The organism is Flavobacterium artemisiae, assembly GCF_042678225.1.
Classification (GTDB): Bacteria; Bacteroidota; Bacteroidia; order Flavobacteriales; family Flavobacteriaceae; genus Flavobacterium; species Flavobacterium artemisiae.
Map to the genome: position 1 here is coordinate 1,039,187 of NZ_JBHUDZ010000012.1, position 17,404 is coordinate 1,056,590.

Below are 17,404 nucleotides of genomic sequence, written 5' to 3' on the forward strand. Positions count from 1 at the left end.
TTTATAACTTTAATATAAGTATTCGAACAAGCAAAAGCTGCTGCGTCAGCGGTATTACTAATCTTTAATAAACTAGAAATTATGACACTGCAATATCAAGGAGAACAACACGGAAAAGCTACTACTTTTACCTTAAGAATTATTGGTAATAACTTATCAAAAAGCAGTTCAAACTACCAAATCGATCTTTTGGTGGGCGATAAAAAAGTACCAACTTTTACAAGCGAAATCCATCAAAGTCTTTCTAATTGCTTAAAAGAAATCTATTTGTTTAGAAAATACAACGGAATCAAATTTGACGAATCATCAGAAAAAATTGTTTCGCTTTATGTTCCTTATGATAGAGTGTTGTTCAATTACAATAAATATGCTTTGTTTAGAGCATAATTTTCTCAAAAAATAGTATTTAAAAAGGCCATTCTAGAATGGCCTTTTTTTATGATTAAAACATTCAGAATTATTAAAAAAATAATTCAAAACACATAGAAACATAGATTTGCCTTGTCTGAAAAAGGTAATTAAAAGAAACTCGTTTCTCACACATAGCTATGTGAATTTATATAAGTGAAACGCCTTTTTAGTTCTAAAAAACTATGTTTCTATGTGTTAGAAATAATTGCGTTTAGTGGTTTAGATAGTATCTTCTTTAGATAATCGGTCTAATTCTTTCAGCAATGTCGGAAATCGAAACGCTCCAGCCATGCTTTCTACTTTTTTAAAAGCATCTTCCAGATCAATTCCGATCGAAGTAATATATAGCGGCTTTTGACTGTCGCCTCTAAATAAACTTTTTTTGTCTTTATTTAAAGAAGCAAAGTTGGTTTTGGCAACACCGATTACAGGGATTTTCGGATTTAGATTTTCGTATAAATGCCCTCCCAAGCCAAACTTTTTATCATCGTCCAAATAGACAAAACTATCTACAACTATAGCTTCAATATTCTTATTCTCAATTTTATTTAAAAGGCTTAAAATACAAGGCAGTTCTCTTCTATAGAATTCGCCTGGAATATATTCTTCTACATTCTCGATAATTTCGGTATGAACTTTATAGTTTTCCGTTTGATTCCATTCAGTAAATTCAATGCAGATTGTTTTTGCTTTTCCGTCAAAATAATACGTGTCAAAGGCTAGAATGGCTGGTTTTTCACTCATTTTTGTTTTGGTATAAAAGTATCCGCTTCGCTTAAAGTATAAGTTAATTTCGGATAGATAAAATTCATATTGTTGTTTTCCAATCCTCTTAATTGGTAAAATTCTTTTTTCTGATCTTCGTTGGCCAAGGTTAACAAATTTCCGTTAGCAAAATAAGGAAGATTGTCTTTAAAATGAATAAAGGTTTTCGATTTTCTAAAAGTCAGTCCGAGCCATTTATTGTCTTTTTCCATTTTCTTGAGACTCGGAAGCGACTCGAGAATAATTTTATGAAGATATTTTGAATTAGTCTCTAAATCAAACAAAACAATCGAATTGTGGGTTAACGGCACATCAAATTCTTCATTGCTTTCTTTGTTTTTGACTTTTAACTTTCGAATGTTCTTTTCGGTCAATGTCTCTGGATTTTCATAACAAGTAAAAAGTCCTATGTAAGAATCTTTTTCTAAATCTAAATCTTGATCCGAATGGTATTTCATAGTCGAATAATTACAGTCGTAAATTTCAATCAGAGCATTATTGAAATCCACTTTTGGCAGATATTCTTTTGCATGATTTTCGATTGCAGCATTTACAGTTTCAATAATTTGATGATGAACCGAAGAAAAATCAAAAGCAGGTATGCTGTAAATTGTGCTTGTTCTCACAATCGGAACCTCATCATTTTGCACGCGTACCAAATGATTTCCGATTCTGCCTTTTGTGACAGATTCGAACTCAGCAGAATCAAATAATTCGTCAAACAAATTCTGCTCAAACGGAAGCGTAATTTTATAAAAAAAAGGTTTGTTCACTTTGTTGAGGTTTAAAATATTGGTTTTTCGTAATCGCCGGAATTCATACTGAAATGAATTTTTCCGTATTCCATTTTCTTTTCACTAATATTTTCTTCGTAATAAGAATCTCTTAAATTAATCATCGTCTCTTCTGTCATTTGTTCTAATTTGACTAATTCGCCGTTTTCTTTAATATAAGTCTGATTATTCATAAAAATGGCTTCTAAGTTAGAACAACGCGCAACATAGCCCATTCTAACTGGAATTTGATCTGCGTTTAATACAGACGGTTTAATTTCGTGCGTATATAATCTGTTGGTAGAAAGGGGAATCAAGAAAGCAGAATTTGGATATAATGTAACGCTGAATTCTTTGTCTAAATCGGGATTTGTTACCGTATTTTTTAGTTTGAAATGCAGTCTTGTCAATCCGCTTGTTTGCTTATAACACCAATCGTAACGATCTTTTTTTGAAGGCAAAAGCTGTTCAAAATTAGATTTGTCATAAAAAGTACAAAACGCAATAAGACCGTCTTTGGGCATATCTTTTGTTTTATCCGAATGCGCTTTTATTTTAGATTTTACTTCTTTAGCATTTTCAGCACTTTTGAGTTTGTTTTCGTAAATCTGCGCTAGGACATGATTAAGTTTTGTTTCTTCTTCAAAAGTAAATTTAATAGCTTCATTAAGTGTGTTTATGATAAAATGATCGGCAGTGCGAAAATTATCTGTCGGTCCTGTAAAATTGCTGGAACACCTCAACAAACGATAATGGAATGCTTCGGCATCGTTTTCTGTTTTTTCTTTAGAAACTTCGGTTAAGTAAATACCTTTTCGTAAAGCTTTAGATTCTTTGTTGGATTCTGTTAATTCTTGAAAAGCATGTTCCGATTTTATTTTATTAAAATAATCTTCTTCAGTAAACATTTCTCTAAAATAAACTCCAGCTTTACTAATCAAAAGAGGTACTTTTCCGAGTTCGATTAAGTGAGTGTTTGAGTCAGCATTTTCAAAATTGATTGACAGCTCTTTTATGACCAATATATTGTTTCCTTTGTGTTCCAATTTTTCAATATCACCGCAGCAATAAATAATTTTGTTTTCTAAAGTAGTTTGAATTTCAGACAGATTATTTAAAACAGTTCCGCAGAAATTTTCAATTAAGTAACTCAGTTCAGAGTCAGATGCTATGTTTTCTTGTAAAACAATTAAGAAGTTTTTTGCTTTAGTAATTTTATTTTCTGCAGGTAATGTTGGTATCATTCGGCTATAGTTTTAAACAATTGAAAAGTAATATAATAGATTTAGAAAAAAAACTTTATTTAAGTGATAGTAAAGCAAGAAAAAGAATTATCGCTACAAGACCAATTATTACTGCTGGATCCATTTGATCGAAAAGAATGGGTTTGTTTTCGAAAGCAAACACAATAAAGCACATTAAAGAGATTCCAAATAACATGATGCATCCTCTTTTTCCATCACTGTTGTCTGCTGAATTACGGCATTCTATGTCAAGATAATCCCTGTCATTTTTAATAAGCGAATGAATTTCGCAAGAAGTTTCGGCGTCAAAATTTTCCATTTCTTTATTGAGAACCTGAATAGAAATAGTATCGCCAGTCTTTATTTCTTCTACTATTTCAGAACGGAGCGCGCATTTATAATCAAAGCCTTCAATTTCAAAAGTACTGTAATTTTCGGCGCATTTAAACTCAATCCATTTTCTTCCGTGTTTTCCTTTCTTTTCTTTAAAAACAGGGTTTTTAGAAATGACTAATTTTTCTATTGTAGTAAGATCAGCAGGTTTTATAACATAACTTTCGTTAATTACATTATAGAAGAAACAAGCTCCGGCAATTAAGCAAATTATGGATACGGCTAAATAATCTTTTCGTCTTTGCTGCCAAGTTTTCGGGGCTTTTTCCATAAAATATCAGTTGAAATATGGTAGTAATATAGAAAGATATTTAGATATATAAACTTAAAATTGCACAAAATCGGCGCTTATTTATTTGCATTTCGATACTCATTAGGCGTCAGACCTGTAACCTTTTTAAAGGCTTTGTAGAAAGTAGTTTTAGAGGTAAATCCTGCTTCTAGTCCAATCGTCAGCAGATTGTAGTTTTCATATTCAGAATTTAAAATCATTTCTTTTACAGCTTCTATTCGATATTTGTTAATGTAGTTTGCAAAATTATCCTCAGTAATAGTATTTACAATTTGTGAAACGTAACCTGCACTTATGCCCAATTTTTCTGCAATTACTTCGCGGGTTAACATACTGTCTGTATAAATATGTTGTTCTCGGCACAAAAATTCCAATTTTTGAAAATAAAGATTGTCGGGAGTAATAGATTCTTTGATTTCTTCTTTTATGGTATAATCATTTAAGAGCAGACTATTATCAGAAGTTACGATTTCTTTATTCAGAAAATTATAAATACCTGGCTGATCATTGGCTAGTTTAAATTTGAAGATTCCGATGTAAGTTGTCCAATGAATTAAAAATGTGCCAAATAATGCCAGACTTCTCATAATATAAGTAACATCATATTGAAAAAATAATGCAAGGATTAATGCAATGACCCAAGAAAATAATAAAACAGAAAAGATAATCCATAAAGTGGTCAGCCATTTTTTTTCCTGCAGATTTTTAGAATACTTCAAAAAACGATAAGAGTAGAGCAGCAGTAAAGGAATGAATGTTAAGGCTAGAAAAATTTCGATTTCACTCAATACCTCCAATATTTTGAGACCTAATGGCGGAATTTTATAAAAACCAAATACGTTATCAAGATCTGATGTTATATTAATGACGGCAGAAAATCCGAAAGGGAAAAACAATAATCCGATTTTGTTTTGATCTTTTAAAGTCCGGTCAACGCGCTGTATGATAAATAAAAAGAGAAAAACCGGTAAAAGAAATGCCCATTCGACATCGTCAATTAATCGTAAAAAAGGCAGTGATTCGTATGCGCCTCCAATATCCAGAACCAGATTTAGCAGCAATATTGAAAGAGTGAATATCGCGCAAGCCAAATATCTATTTGATTTACTATTGAATAAAGGCGATTTGAAAATAATTAATCCTAAAATTATTCCTTGAAAAATCGCAATATTTATAAGTGTTAGATAGATCAAAGTTATTTAAGTTTTGTTTTTGGATGTTTTACAAAACAGCAACATAAAGTCTGTTTGTCTGAATTGCGGGACGAATTTAAAAGAACTCCGAAAATTTTCTTACATCATTAAGAAATGATTAACTAAAACATTTTTTATCCTTAAAGGTGACGCATCCATCAATGCTTTTGAGTTTTCTGAACACGATAAATAAGTTCGGATTTGTGCAGTTTTAAGGTTTTGAAACCTTTCACTTTTTTAATCATTTAGTTTTGACCGATGAAAATCAACTTAATTATCTCAATCTTATATGAAATTAAATCGACTCCTTTTTACGACTGCAGTTTTGTCTGTGGCGGCTGTTCAATCGCAAACTGCTCCAAAAAAGAATCAGCTGGAATTTTCTGTGGGAAATAATTTCGGCTATTTAAAAAATCTCGAGTTTGCTCCAGTGTCTATGTATGAGTACGAAGGTTTGGTGTATAAATTAAACTACACCCACACGAGTAAAAATGAAAATTTGTTTGAAGTTAAGCTCGATTATTTGAAATCGGAATTAAAAACAAACGTATCATCCAATTTGAATAATGATTATTCAAAATTCGGAATAGGTTTTTCTTATCTCAAAAAAAATTATAACCAAGATAGACTCACTGTAAATTTAGGATTGCAGTCGCAAACCAATATATCAATTTACAATAATGAGAATGTAACTTTTAATAATGGGGATTACTATACTGTTCATCAAGAATTTGGTGTTGCAGGTAAGTTGAGTTATCAATTAAATGACAAACAATATTTATCATCAAAATTTGTTGTTCCTGTTGCGTTGTTTAGAGCTACCAATGCTGCAGGTAAATTTTACACTTTAAATAAGTTTCAGAGTGTTTTCTGGGATTTAGAGTATGGTTATAAACTTTCAAATCATTTTGATGTAAAGGCAATATACAACTTCAATTATTCCCGACTTCAGGTGCCAAGTGCTTACAGAGAACTGCAGCATCAGCTAAATCTGGGTATTAACTATAAATTTTAATCATGAAACATATCAAATTTACAATTTACACTTTTGTTGTTGTCACAGTTTTTTTATTAACGTCTTGTGCTGATATGCTAATGGGAGATGAAGGTAAGTATGATGAAGATGTATATTTGAATTACAAAACAAAAACAGTATTAGAATTACCCTTTGAAGACGATTGGTACATTGCTGCGGGAGGAAAATCTCTAGAGATAAATCATCATTTTGCTCCTAATCGCCATCAAAGATATGCGCTGGATATGTTTCATGTAATAAACAGGAGAGGAGGGATTGGAGACGGAACTAAAAATGAAGATTATTATTGTTTTGGAAAGCCTCTAAATGCTCCGGGCGACGGAAAGATTATAGCTCTTGAAAATGGTATTGATGAGAATGTTCCTGGAGTTTTAAACACAAAGAAGCCATTCGGGAATTATATTGTAATTGACCACTTGAATGGAGAATTTTCGTTTATGCTTCATTTAAAAAAGAACTCCATTATAGTAGCATTAGGAGATACTGTAATTAGAGGTCAAAAAGTTGGTCTGGCCGGAAACAGCGGTTATTCTACAGGTCCGCATTTGCATTATCATTTACAATCAACCTCATCTGTTGAAACTGGCGTCGGACTTCCGATACAATTTATAAATTACTATGCAGATGATGTTTTTACAGAAAGGGGAGAACCTATTACTTCTCAAATAGTAAGAAAAAAATAAACTGCAAACAGCATCTTGAGAAATGGATTGATCCAGAAATGATCTTCTCTGTGAATGTGATAAAAACAAAAAAGCTTCAGATTTCTCTGAAGCTTTTTTTTGTAGTCCGTGGGGGAATCGAACCCCCCTTACCAGGATGAAAACCTGGCGTCCTAACCGATAGACGAACGGACCTGCTTTGTTATTGCGGGTGCAAAGATGCAACTATTTTTGAGATGTACAAAGGATTTTAGAAAAAACTTTTTTCGATTTTACTAAAAGTATCGCATTTTGGAATTAATAAACCTTCGATAAATTGAGTTAAGTAAAATGTATTTATTTGATTAATAATTGGTTGTTTTGTCTTTATAAAATATATAATTGACTTTTTTAATTGAAAAATAATTTTGAATAAAATTTCAATTTTGTTGTTATGAAAGAATATTCTTTAGGTATTTTGTCCCTTTTTTTATTTATTCTAAAAATTTGCAAGCGTAACCAAACAAAATATACGAAGCGAAAAACAATACAGTAAATGCAAGTATAAAGACTAGAAAGTTGTTTTTGGGCTTTAAATTAATTTTGGTTAAAAAATAAAACAATATCGCTAGAATGTATGGCAAAACCAATAAACAGGCTAGTTCGAGATAAAAATTTTCAATTGTCTTTTGCTGATAGGTATTTATATTTATTAGATTTTTGTGGAAATCAATTTTTATCGCTTCCATATTTTTCCAAATAATGTGTATAGAAATGTATCTAATGACAATTGCTGTAATTATTGAAAATGATAATAATTTTAAAAACTCTTTTTTTTTATTTTGCATTTCTCTGAAGCGCTTAAAATTTCTTCTTTATTAAATAAACAATTCCTGATTTTCTGAAGGCTCTAAGAAAAAGCCATTTCAATTAAAAAGTCGTATTTCAAAGATAAAAAAATATGCGATCATGTAACTTTTAAATGTTTTTCACTAAAAATTATCTTATAATATCTGTATCAACAGGTATATAACCCAAATGTCTGCTAAGAGATAGAATCTGACCTTTATGATGATATTCGTGCGTTATAACATGTGTAAATATTTTGAAAGGTTCGGTTCTTGTTTTTTGACCATTTCTTTCATACTGAATTTCATTATCTGATTTTTCTGTTAATTCAAAAAAATCATCCATAAATTCATCTATGGATAGAAACAATTTTAGTACATCCTCAATGTTTTGATAATTTTCATAAGGACTGAAAACAATGCTTTTTTTCAAAGAGATATTTGCAATCCAAAATTCATAAGTATTTGCAATATGTACTAATAAATTTCGCATGCTTCCACCTCTTCCAAAAGAAGAATTTTCATTTATAAAGTCTTCATTTTTAATTGTTTTGCAATAATCAAAAAGAACATTCCTAGATTCTAAAACAAGATTGTATTGTTTTTTTAGATACATGATAACGTTGATTTTTAATGTTTTATAAAGTTAAGTTTTTTAAGTTAATTCCATTTAATAAAAAAAAGCTCCAGATTTTCTCCGAAGCTTTTGTCTTATTTTTAGATTGAAAAGATAAAGTTTTTCAAAATCGATATCCAGCACTTAGTCCAAATTTGGCAACAATATCATGATCTGTTTTATCTGCATTAACTAATATACTGCCATAACCAACATTTGCTTCCAAAAGAAAGCCGCTTTTACTGACCCATTTCCAGCCTCCGCCGGCACCGAGAGCAAAATTAATAACGGCGGGATTTTCGGTATATATGGAATGATCTTCCGAAGCGTATATTTTTTTGCCATCTGTTGAAGCGAGCATTCCAAATCCTTCAACAAACCAGCCTGATGCATATTTTTTACCAAAATATCTTCTGTAATATGGGGAAATTGAATAATTTAAATCTTTTTCATTCTTTGTATTGTCAAACACATAATAAAAAGAAATTCCTAGTGACGAATTATGATTTAAATGCCTTTCGTAACCCACCTGAAAGGATGCCCATATTGGAGCAAGTGCATTTAATTTAATTTCATTATTTTTCTGATAAGGATCAATTTCATTTTGTGCTTTAGCAGCATAAAAGACAAATAAAATAATAAGTAGTAAATATTTTTTTTTCATAAAATGGATTTCATTAATGTGCCGTTTCAAAAAGAAAACCCTTATTCAATAAAGAGTAAGGATTTTCATTTTATTAAGTTTTAGAAAAAGAAATAACCAACAGATACTTGAAATACTCCGTTTTTATTTTTAATAGAAGAATTATCGACGTTATTAATATTAGTCAATCCGAGATTATATCTTACGCCAAAATTAATCCCGTTCTCAAGTTTATAACCTAAACCAAAATTAACGCCGAAATCAACAGTGTTAAACGAATCTTTTACATTGGTTTTTTCGTTTTTGGCAGAAAGTAAAAATCCTACTTGCGGTCCTGCTTCAACACTAAATCCTTTTGTGATATAGTATTTTCCCATTAAAGGAATGTTGAGATAATTTAGCGCAACAATATCATCGCCGAAACTATATCCTTGACGCGAATACATTATCTCTGGTTGAAATGAAAATTTCTCAGAAAGCGGAATTTCTGATAAAATACCAACATGTTGCGATGTTACATAATCGATTTCGGTATTATCTCCGCTGACAGTTGAAAAGTTTAAACCTGCTTTAACACCAAATTTAATTTCTTGAGCATTTACATTTACAAAACCTAAAGCTGTAAAAACAGCTAGTACTAAAATTTTTTTCATAAAAATTGATTTGAATTATTGAAGTCCAAAATTGATATAAGAAAAATTAGAAAAGGTCTCAAAACCTTAAAAATGGATAAATTGATACCTATTTACGGGTGTTTTTATACTCATTAGGTGTCTGGCCAGTATGTTTTTTAAAGGCTTTGTAAAAAGTAGCTTTTGAGGTAAAGCCAGATTCTAATCCCATTGCCAGGAGATTATAATTTTCATATTCAGAGTTTGAAATCATTTTCTTAACTGCTTCAACTCGATACTGATTAATGTAATTGGCAAAATTATCTTCTGTAATTGTATTTATAATCTGCGAAAGATATCCCGCGCTTATTCCTAACTGTTCTGCTGCTTTTTCTCTGTTTAATGTGCTGTCAGTATAAATGTGCTGTTCTTTGCAAAGCAATTCTAGTTTTTGAAAATAAAGATTATCTGCCGTGATCGATTCTCTGTATTCTTCTAGTGTACTATTTTCTTCGATTAGGTTGTTTTCTATAATTTGCAGACTGGCAGGCGAAACTGCTAAATCGTTGTTTAGAAAATTATAGATGGCATCTTTGTTTTTGGCCAGTTTGTATTTGTAAATGCCTATATAAGCTGTCCAGTGCATTATAAATGTGGCTGATAAACCCAGAACGCTCATGACAGAAGAAACATCTGATTTAAAAAACCAGCCCACCAAATAAGTGGTAAGCCAGACAATTAACAGCAGAGACATACTAGTTAATAAAGTAATGACCCATTTTTTCTCTTTAGGATCCTTTAAATGCCTTATCATAAAATAAGAGTAAAGAGGTAAAAACAGAATAATGATAACGGCCAATAAGAGCTGAATCATCCTAAGTATATTGATGAGGTGCATGTAGGACTCTGGAATTTTATAAATTCCTGCTATAATGTCAAGATAGACGGCAACAGTAAGAACACTGTTATAGGCAAAAGGAATGTAATATACATACGTTTTTTGTCTGTTTTTTACCGCATCATCAATACGGTGTATAATAAACAAAAATGTAAAAACAGGTAATAAAAATATCCAATCGAAAGCCTCTATAAAATTTAATAAAGGATAAGACTTAAATACACCTTGAATTTCAAAAACATAATTTAGTAAAACAATAGAAAGTGTAAATAGTAAATAGGCCAGATATTTATTTGATTTACTATTAAATAAAGAAGACTTTAAAATAACGAATCCTAAAACTATTCCCTGAAAAATCGCAATATTTAAAAGTGTGGTATAAATCAATTTTTAAAAATAAAAGTTGTTTTTAAGATTTGCTTTGGGTTATTATGGCAATTAAGTTATTCTGGAAAACATAGTGTATTTCATACGAATTAACAGAACGAATTTATGTTAATGCGAATGATTTCCTTAACGGATTAAGAAATGATTAACTAAAATGATAATTTGCAGTGTTTTGGTTATAATGATAAAGCTCCAGATTTCTCCGAAGCTTTATTTCTTTGTAACGAAAAGGTATTTAATCCTTTAAGAGATATTTTTTAAAAAGCTTAAAAGCTGTATTTCTTTTTTAATTATTTTGATCATTAACAGGCCAAAAATCAGGAAAAAACCGAATCCGCTTATTACGATGTAAAGATAAAATCCGTTAGAGAAATTTTCTTTAAAAATAGGCAGTAGAATAGTAAAACCTGCTATGTAAATCAGATAAACTACTGGCGTAAAAATATAATGAATTTTTTTTCTCCATTGATAAAACTGTTGTGCCAGCTTGCTGTATTCGATCAATGAAACATCTGATTTTAGGTTTTTCAGCTTTTCCATACTAATCCATTCTAAAATTATACGGAATAGGAGCATCGTAATCATAATACATAATCCTACATTAAATAATGTATTTTTATAAGCACCAACCCAAATATAATACAAGATTAGTATTAATGAAGTCAGACTTAAAATTGCTCTGGTCCAAAAATGATTGCGTTTAATTTTTTTAGTGTGTGCCTCAGCTTTTTTTATAATTTCGACAGCAGCGGGTTTGGTATCAGATTCTGTCTGCTGATCCCAGATATTTTGTAGATCTTCAAATGTTTTCATTTTGTACACATTGAGTTAAACTTTTTTTGATTCTATGGATTCTAACACGAAGCGTTTCTTCGGTTATCCCGATCACTTCTGCTATTTCTTGATATTCTATTCCGTCCAAAGTCATCAAGATGATCATTTTGTTTGTTTCTTCAAGTTTCTGTATGCATTGATACATTTGTTGAAGCTGTTCGTCTTTTTGACTCGAATAGGTTTCTGAAACAGTTTGCGGTAGTATATCGGTTCTGATTTCTTTTCTTGAAGAGGACTTTCTCAAATAAAGAAGACAAGTGTTTACTGTAATCCTGTAAATCCAAGTGCTGATACTTGAGTCATTTCGAAAAGTATCTAGTTTCTCCCATACTTTTATGAAGATTTCCTGCGTTGCATCTGATGCTAACGTTGTATCTCCGCAAAAATAACCTTTACACAACCGAAATACTTTATTGTAATGTCTATTGTAGATGTCGTTAAAATGTTCTTTTTCAGCCACTTTATTTTAATTCAAGTTTTACTTTATCCATAAACCATTCGGGTTGATCGTACATCACAAAATGAGCTGCGTTTGCCGCATAATAAATTTTAACAGACGGTAAGTTTTCATACTGCGCTTTATAAGTGTTTTGTACAGTGTTCAGATCTGGATTTGTGGCAGCTAAAATTACTACCGGAATTTTAATTTTAGAAATTTCTTTTCGCAGATCCAGATTAAGCATATCAATATAACCATAAACATAAGTTTTTCTATCAGCAACACTCATCCATTCGTTTATTGTTTTCTGTTTTTCTTTGTTCAAACACATATAAGAAGTCGACTGCGAATTCATTGCATTAAACGCTTTTTTATCCATGCTCAGCATCATTTTACTTTGCGGATTGTCGTACGGAATCTTTTCTCCTTTGTAGTTCGGAATCATTAAAGCGGCGCTCGCCGGTAAAGCATCAACAATAATTAAATTTTTAAATAAATCGGGTTCCTCAGAAGCCAGCCATAAACTTAAAGTTCCGCCTAAACTATGACCAATTAAAGTCGCTTTCTTTATTTTTTTCGTTTTCACATAAGCGATCACTTCATTTTTTATAGTAGACAACCAAGGTTCTTCAATTGGAGAAACATTTCCAAACCCTGCAAAAGTAAAAATATGACATTCGTGATTTTTAGAAATTTCAGCTACCGTTTCATTCCAAACTTCTCCAGTACAGCCAAAACCAGGGAATAATAAAACAGGAGTTCCTTTTCCTTTTACCTCAACCTTAAAAGCAGTTTGCGAAAAAACAGGTTTAGAAATCAAAAGGATAAATGCAATAATTAAAATAGATTTAGTTTTCATAATGTTTGATTTTTTAAAGTTATATCCTTTTGATTCAGTGCCCTATTAATTGTTACCTCAAAAAAGCATTTTTTTTTAAAATATTTTTTTGTTGGTTTTGAGTTGTAAGGTAAGTTGTTGTAATTCAGTGCTTAATAGGCTTAAGAGAAAAGGTAAAATTTAAAATAAAAAGGAGAGGGGGAGAAAAATCGTTTTACGAAAAGTTTATTTTTGATGATTTACGAATGTCTTTTGACTTGTTTTAAATATTATATATTTGAAAATAAATAATGTTTTATTTTAGCGAAAAAACTACTGCAATGAAAAAACTCATTTTGTCGATATTATTATATTCATTTCAAATTTATGGACAAAATGCTGATTTAGAAAAAACTATAAATTTAATAATCGCAGAAATTACACCGAATAACTTTAAGTATATAAATCTTGTAGAGGAAAATTTAATTGAAAAAGAATTTGATTATAGTATTCAGAATTATCAAAAAAGAGAAATGTTAAGTAAAGATTCGCTTTTTCCTACTGAATTAATAACGACACCTCAAAAAGAAAAAAATAGAATAAGTTGGAAAACTTTTAAATTGAATAATTGCAAAATATATCCTGAGAAAGATTGTGAACGTATTGTTACAAATTCAAAATATTTTATCGAAGTAAAAAATAAATTAGAATATGATAGCATCATAAAACTAAATATTCCGAATACAGTTATTGTAATAACTAAATTGGGAGAACCTAAGGCAGCATTGAAAAGAAAAAAAGCAGTAGAAAAAGCAGAAAAGGAAGAACAAAATATGGAAGACAAATCTTATTTCAGTTTTTCAGTTCCTGTTTTTTCAGAAAATAAAAAATATTTCAGAATTACAATTTATGAAAATAAAAAAGGTAACGGAGAAGGTAGTTCAAAAATATATAAAATTGAAAATGATATATTAACAGAAATATTTGAATATAATCGATGGTCGACCTTCAGATCAATCGTAAATTAAATTTTAGACCACAATTATTGCAAACGATTTTGGCAATTGGTTTAATAGTAATGTATTTGGTTAGGATCTAATTTTCATATTCTTTTCATATTTTATATTTCCACTTAAATGATCAGTATCGAAAAAAAGTTGCCAATCTGCGATCTTTGACCATCTTTTAGAATTAAAAACATCTAGAAATGAGAATTTATTTAATTTCCTTAATAAATCTTTCTCTGTAAATTTTTCCTTTAAACCGATTATTAATGAGAAATTAAATAGAATGAATAACTCATATAATGTATGTTCATTATTAATAAAATCCTCTTTACTTATTATAATGTAATATTCAAGATAAGATGTTTTTTCTTTTTGGAGAAAAGTATGTTTTTCTAATATTCTAAAGATTTTGTCGAACGAGGATTGATATTTTGTCGCTCCTATATAGTTTTTATATCCCAAATTTTCAGAAGAAACTATAATCAATAAATCATCTGAATGAACATGATCTTTTAAAAAGAAGTATTTTTTATTTTCTAAATATACTTCTAAGTCTAAAATCGTGAAGGCATCCTTTATTATTGAATAATTTTTGAAATTAGATATTTTAGTTGATGTTATTTTGATATTATCTGTTAGCTTCATTAGAATTTTCAGTTTTGTAATGCTTGTACAGAGATTTTTAGAATAGGAATGAAAAAAGCAAATATAAAAAAAGCTCCAGATTTCTCTGAAGCTTTGGTCTTAGTAGCGGGAAGCATTCAATTATCTAACCAGATTTTCGTGGATTATTATAATATTTTAAAATGCGCATCTTGATTTTTCTCATGATGTTGTTTGCATAGCCACTCATATAAATGCCAAAAATCATCAATCAAATTAAAGGTCTTTTGATAATTCATAGTGAAAATATATATATATATTTGAAAGTAAATAATATGTGAAATTTAATACACATATCTGCCCCAAATTGTATCGCTTTGTGTGATTTTGTCACACAAGTTATAAGCCATTTCAAGAACGATTAAAAGACATTTATGGTAAGAAAAAATGATTTAATAATAAAATTCATTTCGGAAAATGAAACCAACGAGCTACTTCCTGCTTATTTTGATAAATGTTATGAAAATTTAAAAGACTTAAACAAAAGCGAGGAAAAATTTACTATTGGTTTGGTGCTATTAATTTTTCTGCATATTATTTTTAGTAAAGACAGTATAGAATCTTTCACTATTGGCCCAATAAGTATAAAAGATATTTCTATTATACCGAAGCTTCTTCCAATTTTAACTACTTATGTTTTGTTTAATATGTATGCTATTGAGAAACATAAAGCTAATGTAATCAATGCAATAAAGATCTATTCATACACATTTTATAAACAAGATTATTCATCCGAACATTTAAAAAAAATAAGAACTACATTTATAACCAGACTGTACCTCCCATTTTCATTTTCAGTTGTAATTAGCTCATTACTTGATGAAAAACCAAGTTTAATAAAATCAATAATGGGCTTCATAATTTTATTACCAACAATAATTCTTGGATTATTACCTTTTTATTTCTTTTACCAAATGTTGAAAACTATATTCTATCAATATTACGATGATTCATTAGGTTTTTATTCTTTTTGGGTTAGTCTTTGGGTTTTTATCTTGATAATCTTCTATATTATTTCTGAAACTATATCTGAAAACAAAGCTGATAAAAAAAAATTATTCTAAAAATTAAAGATAAGATGATAGATAATGGAAATATAGTTTTGTATTTGGGAAGATTCGACAACACAAATAATTGGCTTAATTTAGTCCTAAACCGCTGTAGTACCAAAACATTAGTAGTTATTTAATAAAGTATAGAGCTAAAATGAAACTTGAAGAAGCAAATATCGACATTGATTGTGTAAAAGAAATAGGAGAGCAATTAAATTCAGACTATCTAAAAATTATACATACTAAATATTGCGCTTCTGTGGAGCAAATCTTAACGATGATTTCAAGTCCGTTAATTTTAATGACATTTGCTATGGCTAAAGTCAAAGAAGACCACTTATCCATTCAAAGCGCGGTAAAACTTGGTTTTTTAGTTAACAATCCACCAAAAGACCCTAAAGAAACAGCAAAAAAATTAGTCGATTTTTTTGAAGAAGAATTAAAAAAAGAAAATGAGAATAATGTTGAGGATGCTCAAAAGGAATCCAATAAACTTTACGAAAAAAGTGAAGAGATTAGAAATTGCTTTAATAATATTGGCTTAAATGCTGTCGTAAATTCTTGGACATTGTTTGAAGCATATATGAAAGATATTTGGATAAAAACCTTAAACAACAAACCAGACTTACTAAATAACAAAATTATTAATGCAAAAAGTAATAGTGAAAACGGAGCAAGTAGTAAAACGATTCCTCTAAACTTATTATCAAAATATAATTATAATGTTTCAAATCATTTAGGAGAAATCTTATCTAACAAATATGATTTCACAGGAGTTGAAGGAATAAAAAAAGCCTATAAAGATTTATTTGACCTTAATGATTCTGAAATATTATTTCTTGAAAAAGTAAAATTAATACAACTCGAAATATGTCGACATATTATTGTACATAATGCCGGAATTATAGATAGTAGATATTTAGCAAGAAGTAAAAGAGCTAATGAAACTATTAATGAAAATTTAAAATTAGACATAATTGAAATAAGTGAAATGATAAATTATTCAATAGAATCTGTTAAGTCGATTTTAATATTAGTTGATGACAAAATAGACAATCGCTAAAAGCATCTAACAACCGTTACAAGTAATTTTGCGCATTAGGGTTAATTTGAAGGTGGTTTTGTATTTGGATGATTTGGTAAATCCCAAGAACGAGCTTAATTTAGTCCGAAACCCGCTGTAGCCCCCAAAACGTTATGCTATGTTACAATAGAATAATAAACATTATACAATCTAAGTTAACAACGAAAAATTGAATCTCAAAAAAAATGATATGACAAATTGGCTAGAAATGGATTATAGAGTTGAAAGTTTGACTTTAATAATAAATGGACTTGAAAATTCAATTCAAACAATAGTTAATAAAAATAAAGAATTTGATTGGTATGATGGAATTTGGATGAGAGAAGAAAGCGAACCAATTTATGGACTCGCTTTTATTGCTTTTCAAAATTATATAAATGGCAGTATAAATGATTTATTTGACAAGCCTGAAAATAAAGTGCAATATTATAAAAGAGACAATAAGCATAAAGATTTTGAAAGAACTCGTATTGAATTAATAATTGGACTTGCTAATTACTACAAGCATAAAGATGCAAAATTTCATAATGGAACAGCTGAAATATTAAAATCATTTAATTTAGATATTAATAGTGAGAACGTCATAGATGATTCTCCAATTTTTGAAGGTTTAGAAATTCTTAATTATGAATGGAACCTATTTGAAATCAAAAAAATAGTTACAGATTATAGAAAAAAACTTTTAGAGATCGCAACATAAAACCCAGCATACAACAGCTCCTAAAATAGATTGCGCAATAGGCTTAATAGAAAGCTG

General features: G+C 29.5%; 20 protein-coding genes and 1 tRNA gene. 7 read left to right on the top strand and 14 right to left on the bottom strand.

Annotation, left to right across the window (positions count from 1 at the left end; all coding sequences use genetic code 11):
- The first annotated feature begins 81 nt into the window (after window positions 1–81).
- On the top strand, window positions 82–387 hold the full coding sequence (locus ACFSC2_RS15220; protein WP_379814526.1) for a hypothetical protein: 306 nt from the start codon (window positions 82–84) through the stop codon (window positions 385–387).
- A gap of 243 nt (window positions 388–630) precedes the next feature.
- Here the strand turns inward: ACFSC2_RS15220 and ACFSC2_RS15225 are convergent, their stop codons facing one another.
- The 5 genes from ACFSC2_RS15225 to ACFSC2_RS15245 form a co-directional block, all read right to left on the bottom strand.
- Complete coding sequence (locus ACFSC2_RS15225) at window positions 631–1,155, bottom strand: endonuclease V (RefSeq protein ID WP_379814524.1); 525 nt, start codon at window positions 1,153–1,155, stop codon at window positions 631–633.
- Window positions 1,152–1,949 carry an alpha-ketoglutarate-dependent dioxygenase AlkB gene (locus tag ACFSC2_RS15230; RefSeq protein ID WP_379814522.1) on the bottom strand — a complete coding sequence of 266 codons (798 nt, stop codon included), beginning with the start codon at window positions 1,947–1,949 and terminating at the stop codon, window positions 1,152–1,154. Before ACFSC2_RS15230 ends, ACFSC2_RS15225 begins: the two co-directional genes overlap by 4 nt.
- An 11-nt stretch (window positions 1,950–1,960) precedes the next feature.
- The gene (locus tag ACFSC2_RS15235) at window positions 1,961–3,193 is read right to left on the bottom strand and encodes a hypothetical protein (RefSeq protein WP_379814520.1); all 1,233 of its coding nucleotides are present in this window, start codon (window positions 3,191–3,193) and stop codon (window positions 1,961–1,963) included.
- 55 nt (window positions 3,194–3,248) lie between these two features.
- Entirely contained in the window at window positions 3,249–3,857 is a 609-nt protein-coding gene (locus ACFSC2_RS15240; protein WP_379814518.1) for a hypothetical protein, read from the bottom strand.
- A 77-nt stretch (window positions 3,858–3,934) separates the two neighbouring features.
- On the bottom strand, window positions 3,935–5,071 hold the full coding sequence (locus tag ACFSC2_RS15245; protein ID WP_379814517.1) for a helix-turn-helix domain-containing protein: 1,137 nt from the start codon (window positions 5,069–5,071) through the stop codon (window positions 3,935–3,937).
- A gap of 289 nt (window positions 5,072–5,360) precedes the next feature.
- Here ACFSC2_RS15245 and ACFSC2_RS15250 point away from each other — a divergent pair, with 289 nt between their 5' ends.
- Both ACFSC2_RS15250 and ACFSC2_RS15255 read left to right on the top strand, forming a co-directional pair.
- Window positions 5,361–6,086, top strand: coding sequence for a hypothetical protein (locus tag ACFSC2_RS15250; RefSeq protein WP_379814516.1), 726 nt, complete (start codon window positions 5,361–5,363; stop codon window positions 6,084–6,086).
- Between the two features lie 2 nt (window positions 6,087–6,088).
- Complete coding sequence (locus tag ACFSC2_RS15255) at window positions 6,089–6,790, top strand: M23 family metallopeptidase (protein WP_379814514.1); 702 nt, start codon at window positions 6,089–6,091, stop codon at window positions 6,788–6,790.
- Between the two features lie 102 nt (window positions 6,791–6,892).
- On the opposite strand, the gene ACFSC2_RS15260 is transcribed toward ACFSC2_RS15255, so the two are convergent.
- The 8 genes from ACFSC2_RS15260 to ACFSC2_RS15295 form a co-directional block, all read right to left on the bottom strand.
- A tRNA-Glu gene (locus ACFSC2_RS15260) sits at window positions 6,893–6,964 on the bottom strand.
- 783 nt (window positions 6,965–7,747) lie between these two features.
- Window positions 7,748–8,212, bottom strand: a complete 465-nt coding sequence (locus ACFSC2_RS15265; RefSeq protein WP_379814512.1) for a DinB family protein — start codon at window positions 8,210–8,212, stop codon at window positions 7,748–7,750.
- 124 nt (window positions 8,213–8,336) lie between these two features.
- Window positions 8,337–8,876, bottom strand: coding sequence for a DUF3575 domain-containing protein (locus ACFSC2_RS15270; RefSeq protein ID WP_379814511.1), 540 nt, complete (start codon window positions 8,874–8,876; stop codon window positions 8,337–8,339).
- Window positions 8,877–8,956: 80 nt separating this feature from the next.
- On the bottom strand, window positions 8,957–9,508 hold the full coding sequence (locus ACFSC2_RS15275) for a porin family protein (protein WP_379814510.1): 552 nt from the start codon (window positions 9,506–9,508) through the stop codon (window positions 8,957–8,959).
- Window positions 9,509–9,596: 88 nt separating this feature from the next.
- Entirely contained in the window at window positions 9,597–10,751 is a 1,155-nt protein-coding gene (locus ACFSC2_RS15280) for a helix-turn-helix domain-containing protein (RefSeq protein ID WP_379814509.1), read from the bottom strand.
- A 243-nt stretch (window positions 10,752–10,994) separates the two neighbouring features.
- A complete protein-coding gene (locus ACFSC2_RS15285) occupies window positions 10,995–11,564 on the bottom strand; it encodes a hypothetical protein (protein WP_379814508.1) in 570 nt (189 codons plus the stop codon).
- Window positions 11,551–12,045, bottom strand: a complete 495-nt coding sequence (locus ACFSC2_RS15290) for an RNA polymerase sigma factor (protein ID WP_379814507.1) — start codon at window positions 12,043–12,045, stop codon at window positions 11,551–11,553. Before ACFSC2_RS15290 ends, ACFSC2_RS15285 begins: the two co-directional genes overlap by 14 nt.
- Before the next feature lies 1 nt (window position 12,046).
- Complete coding sequence (locus ACFSC2_RS15295) at window positions 12,047–12,883, bottom strand: alpha/beta fold hydrolase (RefSeq protein ID WP_379814506.1); 837 nt, start codon at window positions 12,881–12,883, stop codon at window positions 12,047–12,049.
- Window positions 12,884–13,182: 299 nt separating this feature from the next.
- On the opposite strand from ACFSC2_RS15295, the gene ACFSC2_RS15300 reads away from it, so the two are divergent.
- Window positions 13,183–13,869 carry a hypothetical protein gene (locus ACFSC2_RS15300; protein WP_379814505.1) on the top strand — a complete coding sequence of 229 codons (687 nt, stop codon included), beginning with the start codon at window positions 13,183–13,185 and terminating at the stop codon, window positions 13,867–13,869.
- A gap of 60 nt (window positions 13,870–13,929) precedes the next feature.
- Here ACFSC2_RS15300 and ACFSC2_RS15305 read toward each other — a convergent pair whose 3' ends face one another.
- A complete protein-coding gene (locus ACFSC2_RS15305) occupies window positions 13,930–14,493 on the bottom strand; it encodes a hypothetical protein (protein ID WP_379814504.1) in 564 nt (187 codons plus the stop codon).
- 392 nt (window positions 14,494–14,885) lie between these two features.
- On the opposite strand from ACFSC2_RS15305, the gene ACFSC2_RS15310 reads away from it, so the two are divergent.
- The 3 genes from ACFSC2_RS15310 (at window position 14,886) to ACFSC2_RS15320 (ending at window position 17,347) form a co-directional block, all read left to right on the top strand.
- A complete protein-coding gene (locus ACFSC2_RS15310) occupies window positions 14,886–15,575 on the top strand; it encodes a hypothetical protein (protein WP_379814503.1) in 690 nt (229 codons plus the stop codon).
- A gap of 142 nt (window positions 15,576–15,717) precedes the next feature.
- Window positions 15,718–16,626, top strand: coding sequence for a hypothetical protein (locus ACFSC2_RS15315; protein WP_229990206.1), 909 nt, complete (start codon window positions 15,718–15,720; stop codon window positions 16,624–16,626).
- Window positions 16,627–16,837: 211 nt separating this feature from the next.
- Window positions 16,838–17,347: a hypothetical protein gene (locus ACFSC2_RS15320; RefSeq protein ID WP_229990207.1), complete on the top strand. Its 510-nt coding sequence runs from the start codon at window positions 16,838–16,840 to the stop codon at window positions 17,345–17,347.
- Window positions 17,348–17,404 lie beyond the last annotated feature (57 nt).

Bases quoted from the DNA above. Each gene is read 5' to 3' on its own strand.
- ACFSC2_RS15225 (WP_379814524.1), bottom strand. From the start codon at position 1,155: ATGAGTGAAAAACCAGCCATTCTAGCCTTTGACACGTATTATTTTGAC.
- ACFSC2_RS15250 (WP_379814516.1), top strand. From the start codon at position 5,361: ATGAAATTAAATCGACTCCTTTTTACGACTGCAGTTTTGTCTGTGGCG.
- ACFSC2_RS15320 (WP_229990207.1), top strand. From the start codon at position 16,838: ATGACAAATTGGCTAGAAATGGATTATAGAGTTGAAAGTTTGACTTTA.
- ACFSC2_RS15285 (WP_379814508.1), bottom strand. From the start codon at position 11,564: ATGAAAACATTTGAAGATCTACAAAATATCTGGGATCAGCAGACAGAA.
- ACFSC2_RS15315 (WP_229990206.1), top strand. From the start codon at position 15,718: ATGAAACTTGAAGAAGCAAATATCGACATTGATTGTGTAAAAGAAATA.
- ACFSC2_RS15220 (WP_379814526.1), top strand. From the start codon at position 82: ATGACACTGCAATATCAAGGAGAACAACACGGAAAAGCTACTACTTTT.
- ACFSC2_RS15305 (WP_379814504.1), bottom strand. From the start codon at position 14,493: ATGAAGCTAACAGATAATATCAAAATAACATCAACTAAAATATCTAAT.
- ACFSC2_RS15295 (WP_379814506.1), bottom strand. From the start codon at position 12,883: ATGAAAACTAAATCTATTTTAATTATTGCATTTATCCTTTTGATTTCT.
- ACFSC2_RS15235 (WP_379814520.1), bottom strand. From the start codon at position 3,193: ATGATACCAACATTACCTGCAGAAAATAAAATTACTAAAGCAAAAAAC.
- ACFSC2_RS15310 (WP_379814503.1), top strand. From the start codon at position 14,886: ATGGTAAGAAAAAATGATTTAATAATAAAATTCATTTCGGAAAATGAA.
- ACFSC2_RS15270 (WP_379814511.1), bottom strand. From the start codon at position 8,876: ATGAAAAAAAAATATTTACTACTTATTATTTTATTTGTCTTTTATGCT.
- ACFSC2_RS15240 (WP_379814518.1), bottom strand. From the start codon at position 3,857: ATGGAAAAAGCCCCGAAAACTTGGCAGCAAAGACGAAAAGATTATTTA.
- ACFSC2_RS15300 (WP_379814505.1), top strand. From the start codon at position 13,183: ATGAAAAAACTCATTTTGTCGATATTATTATATTCATTTCAAATTTAT.
- ACFSC2_RS15275 (WP_379814510.1), bottom strand. From the start codon at position 9,508: ATGAAAAAAATTTTAGTACTAGCTGTTTTTACAGCTTTAGGTTTTGTA.
- ACFSC2_RS15255 (WP_379814514.1), top strand. From the start codon at position 6,089: ATGAAACATATCAAATTTACAATTTACACTTTTGTTGTTGTCACAGTT.
- ACFSC2_RS15265 (WP_379814512.1), bottom strand. From the start codon at position 8,212: ATGTATCTAAAAAAACAATACAATCTTGTTTTAGAATCTAGGAATGTT.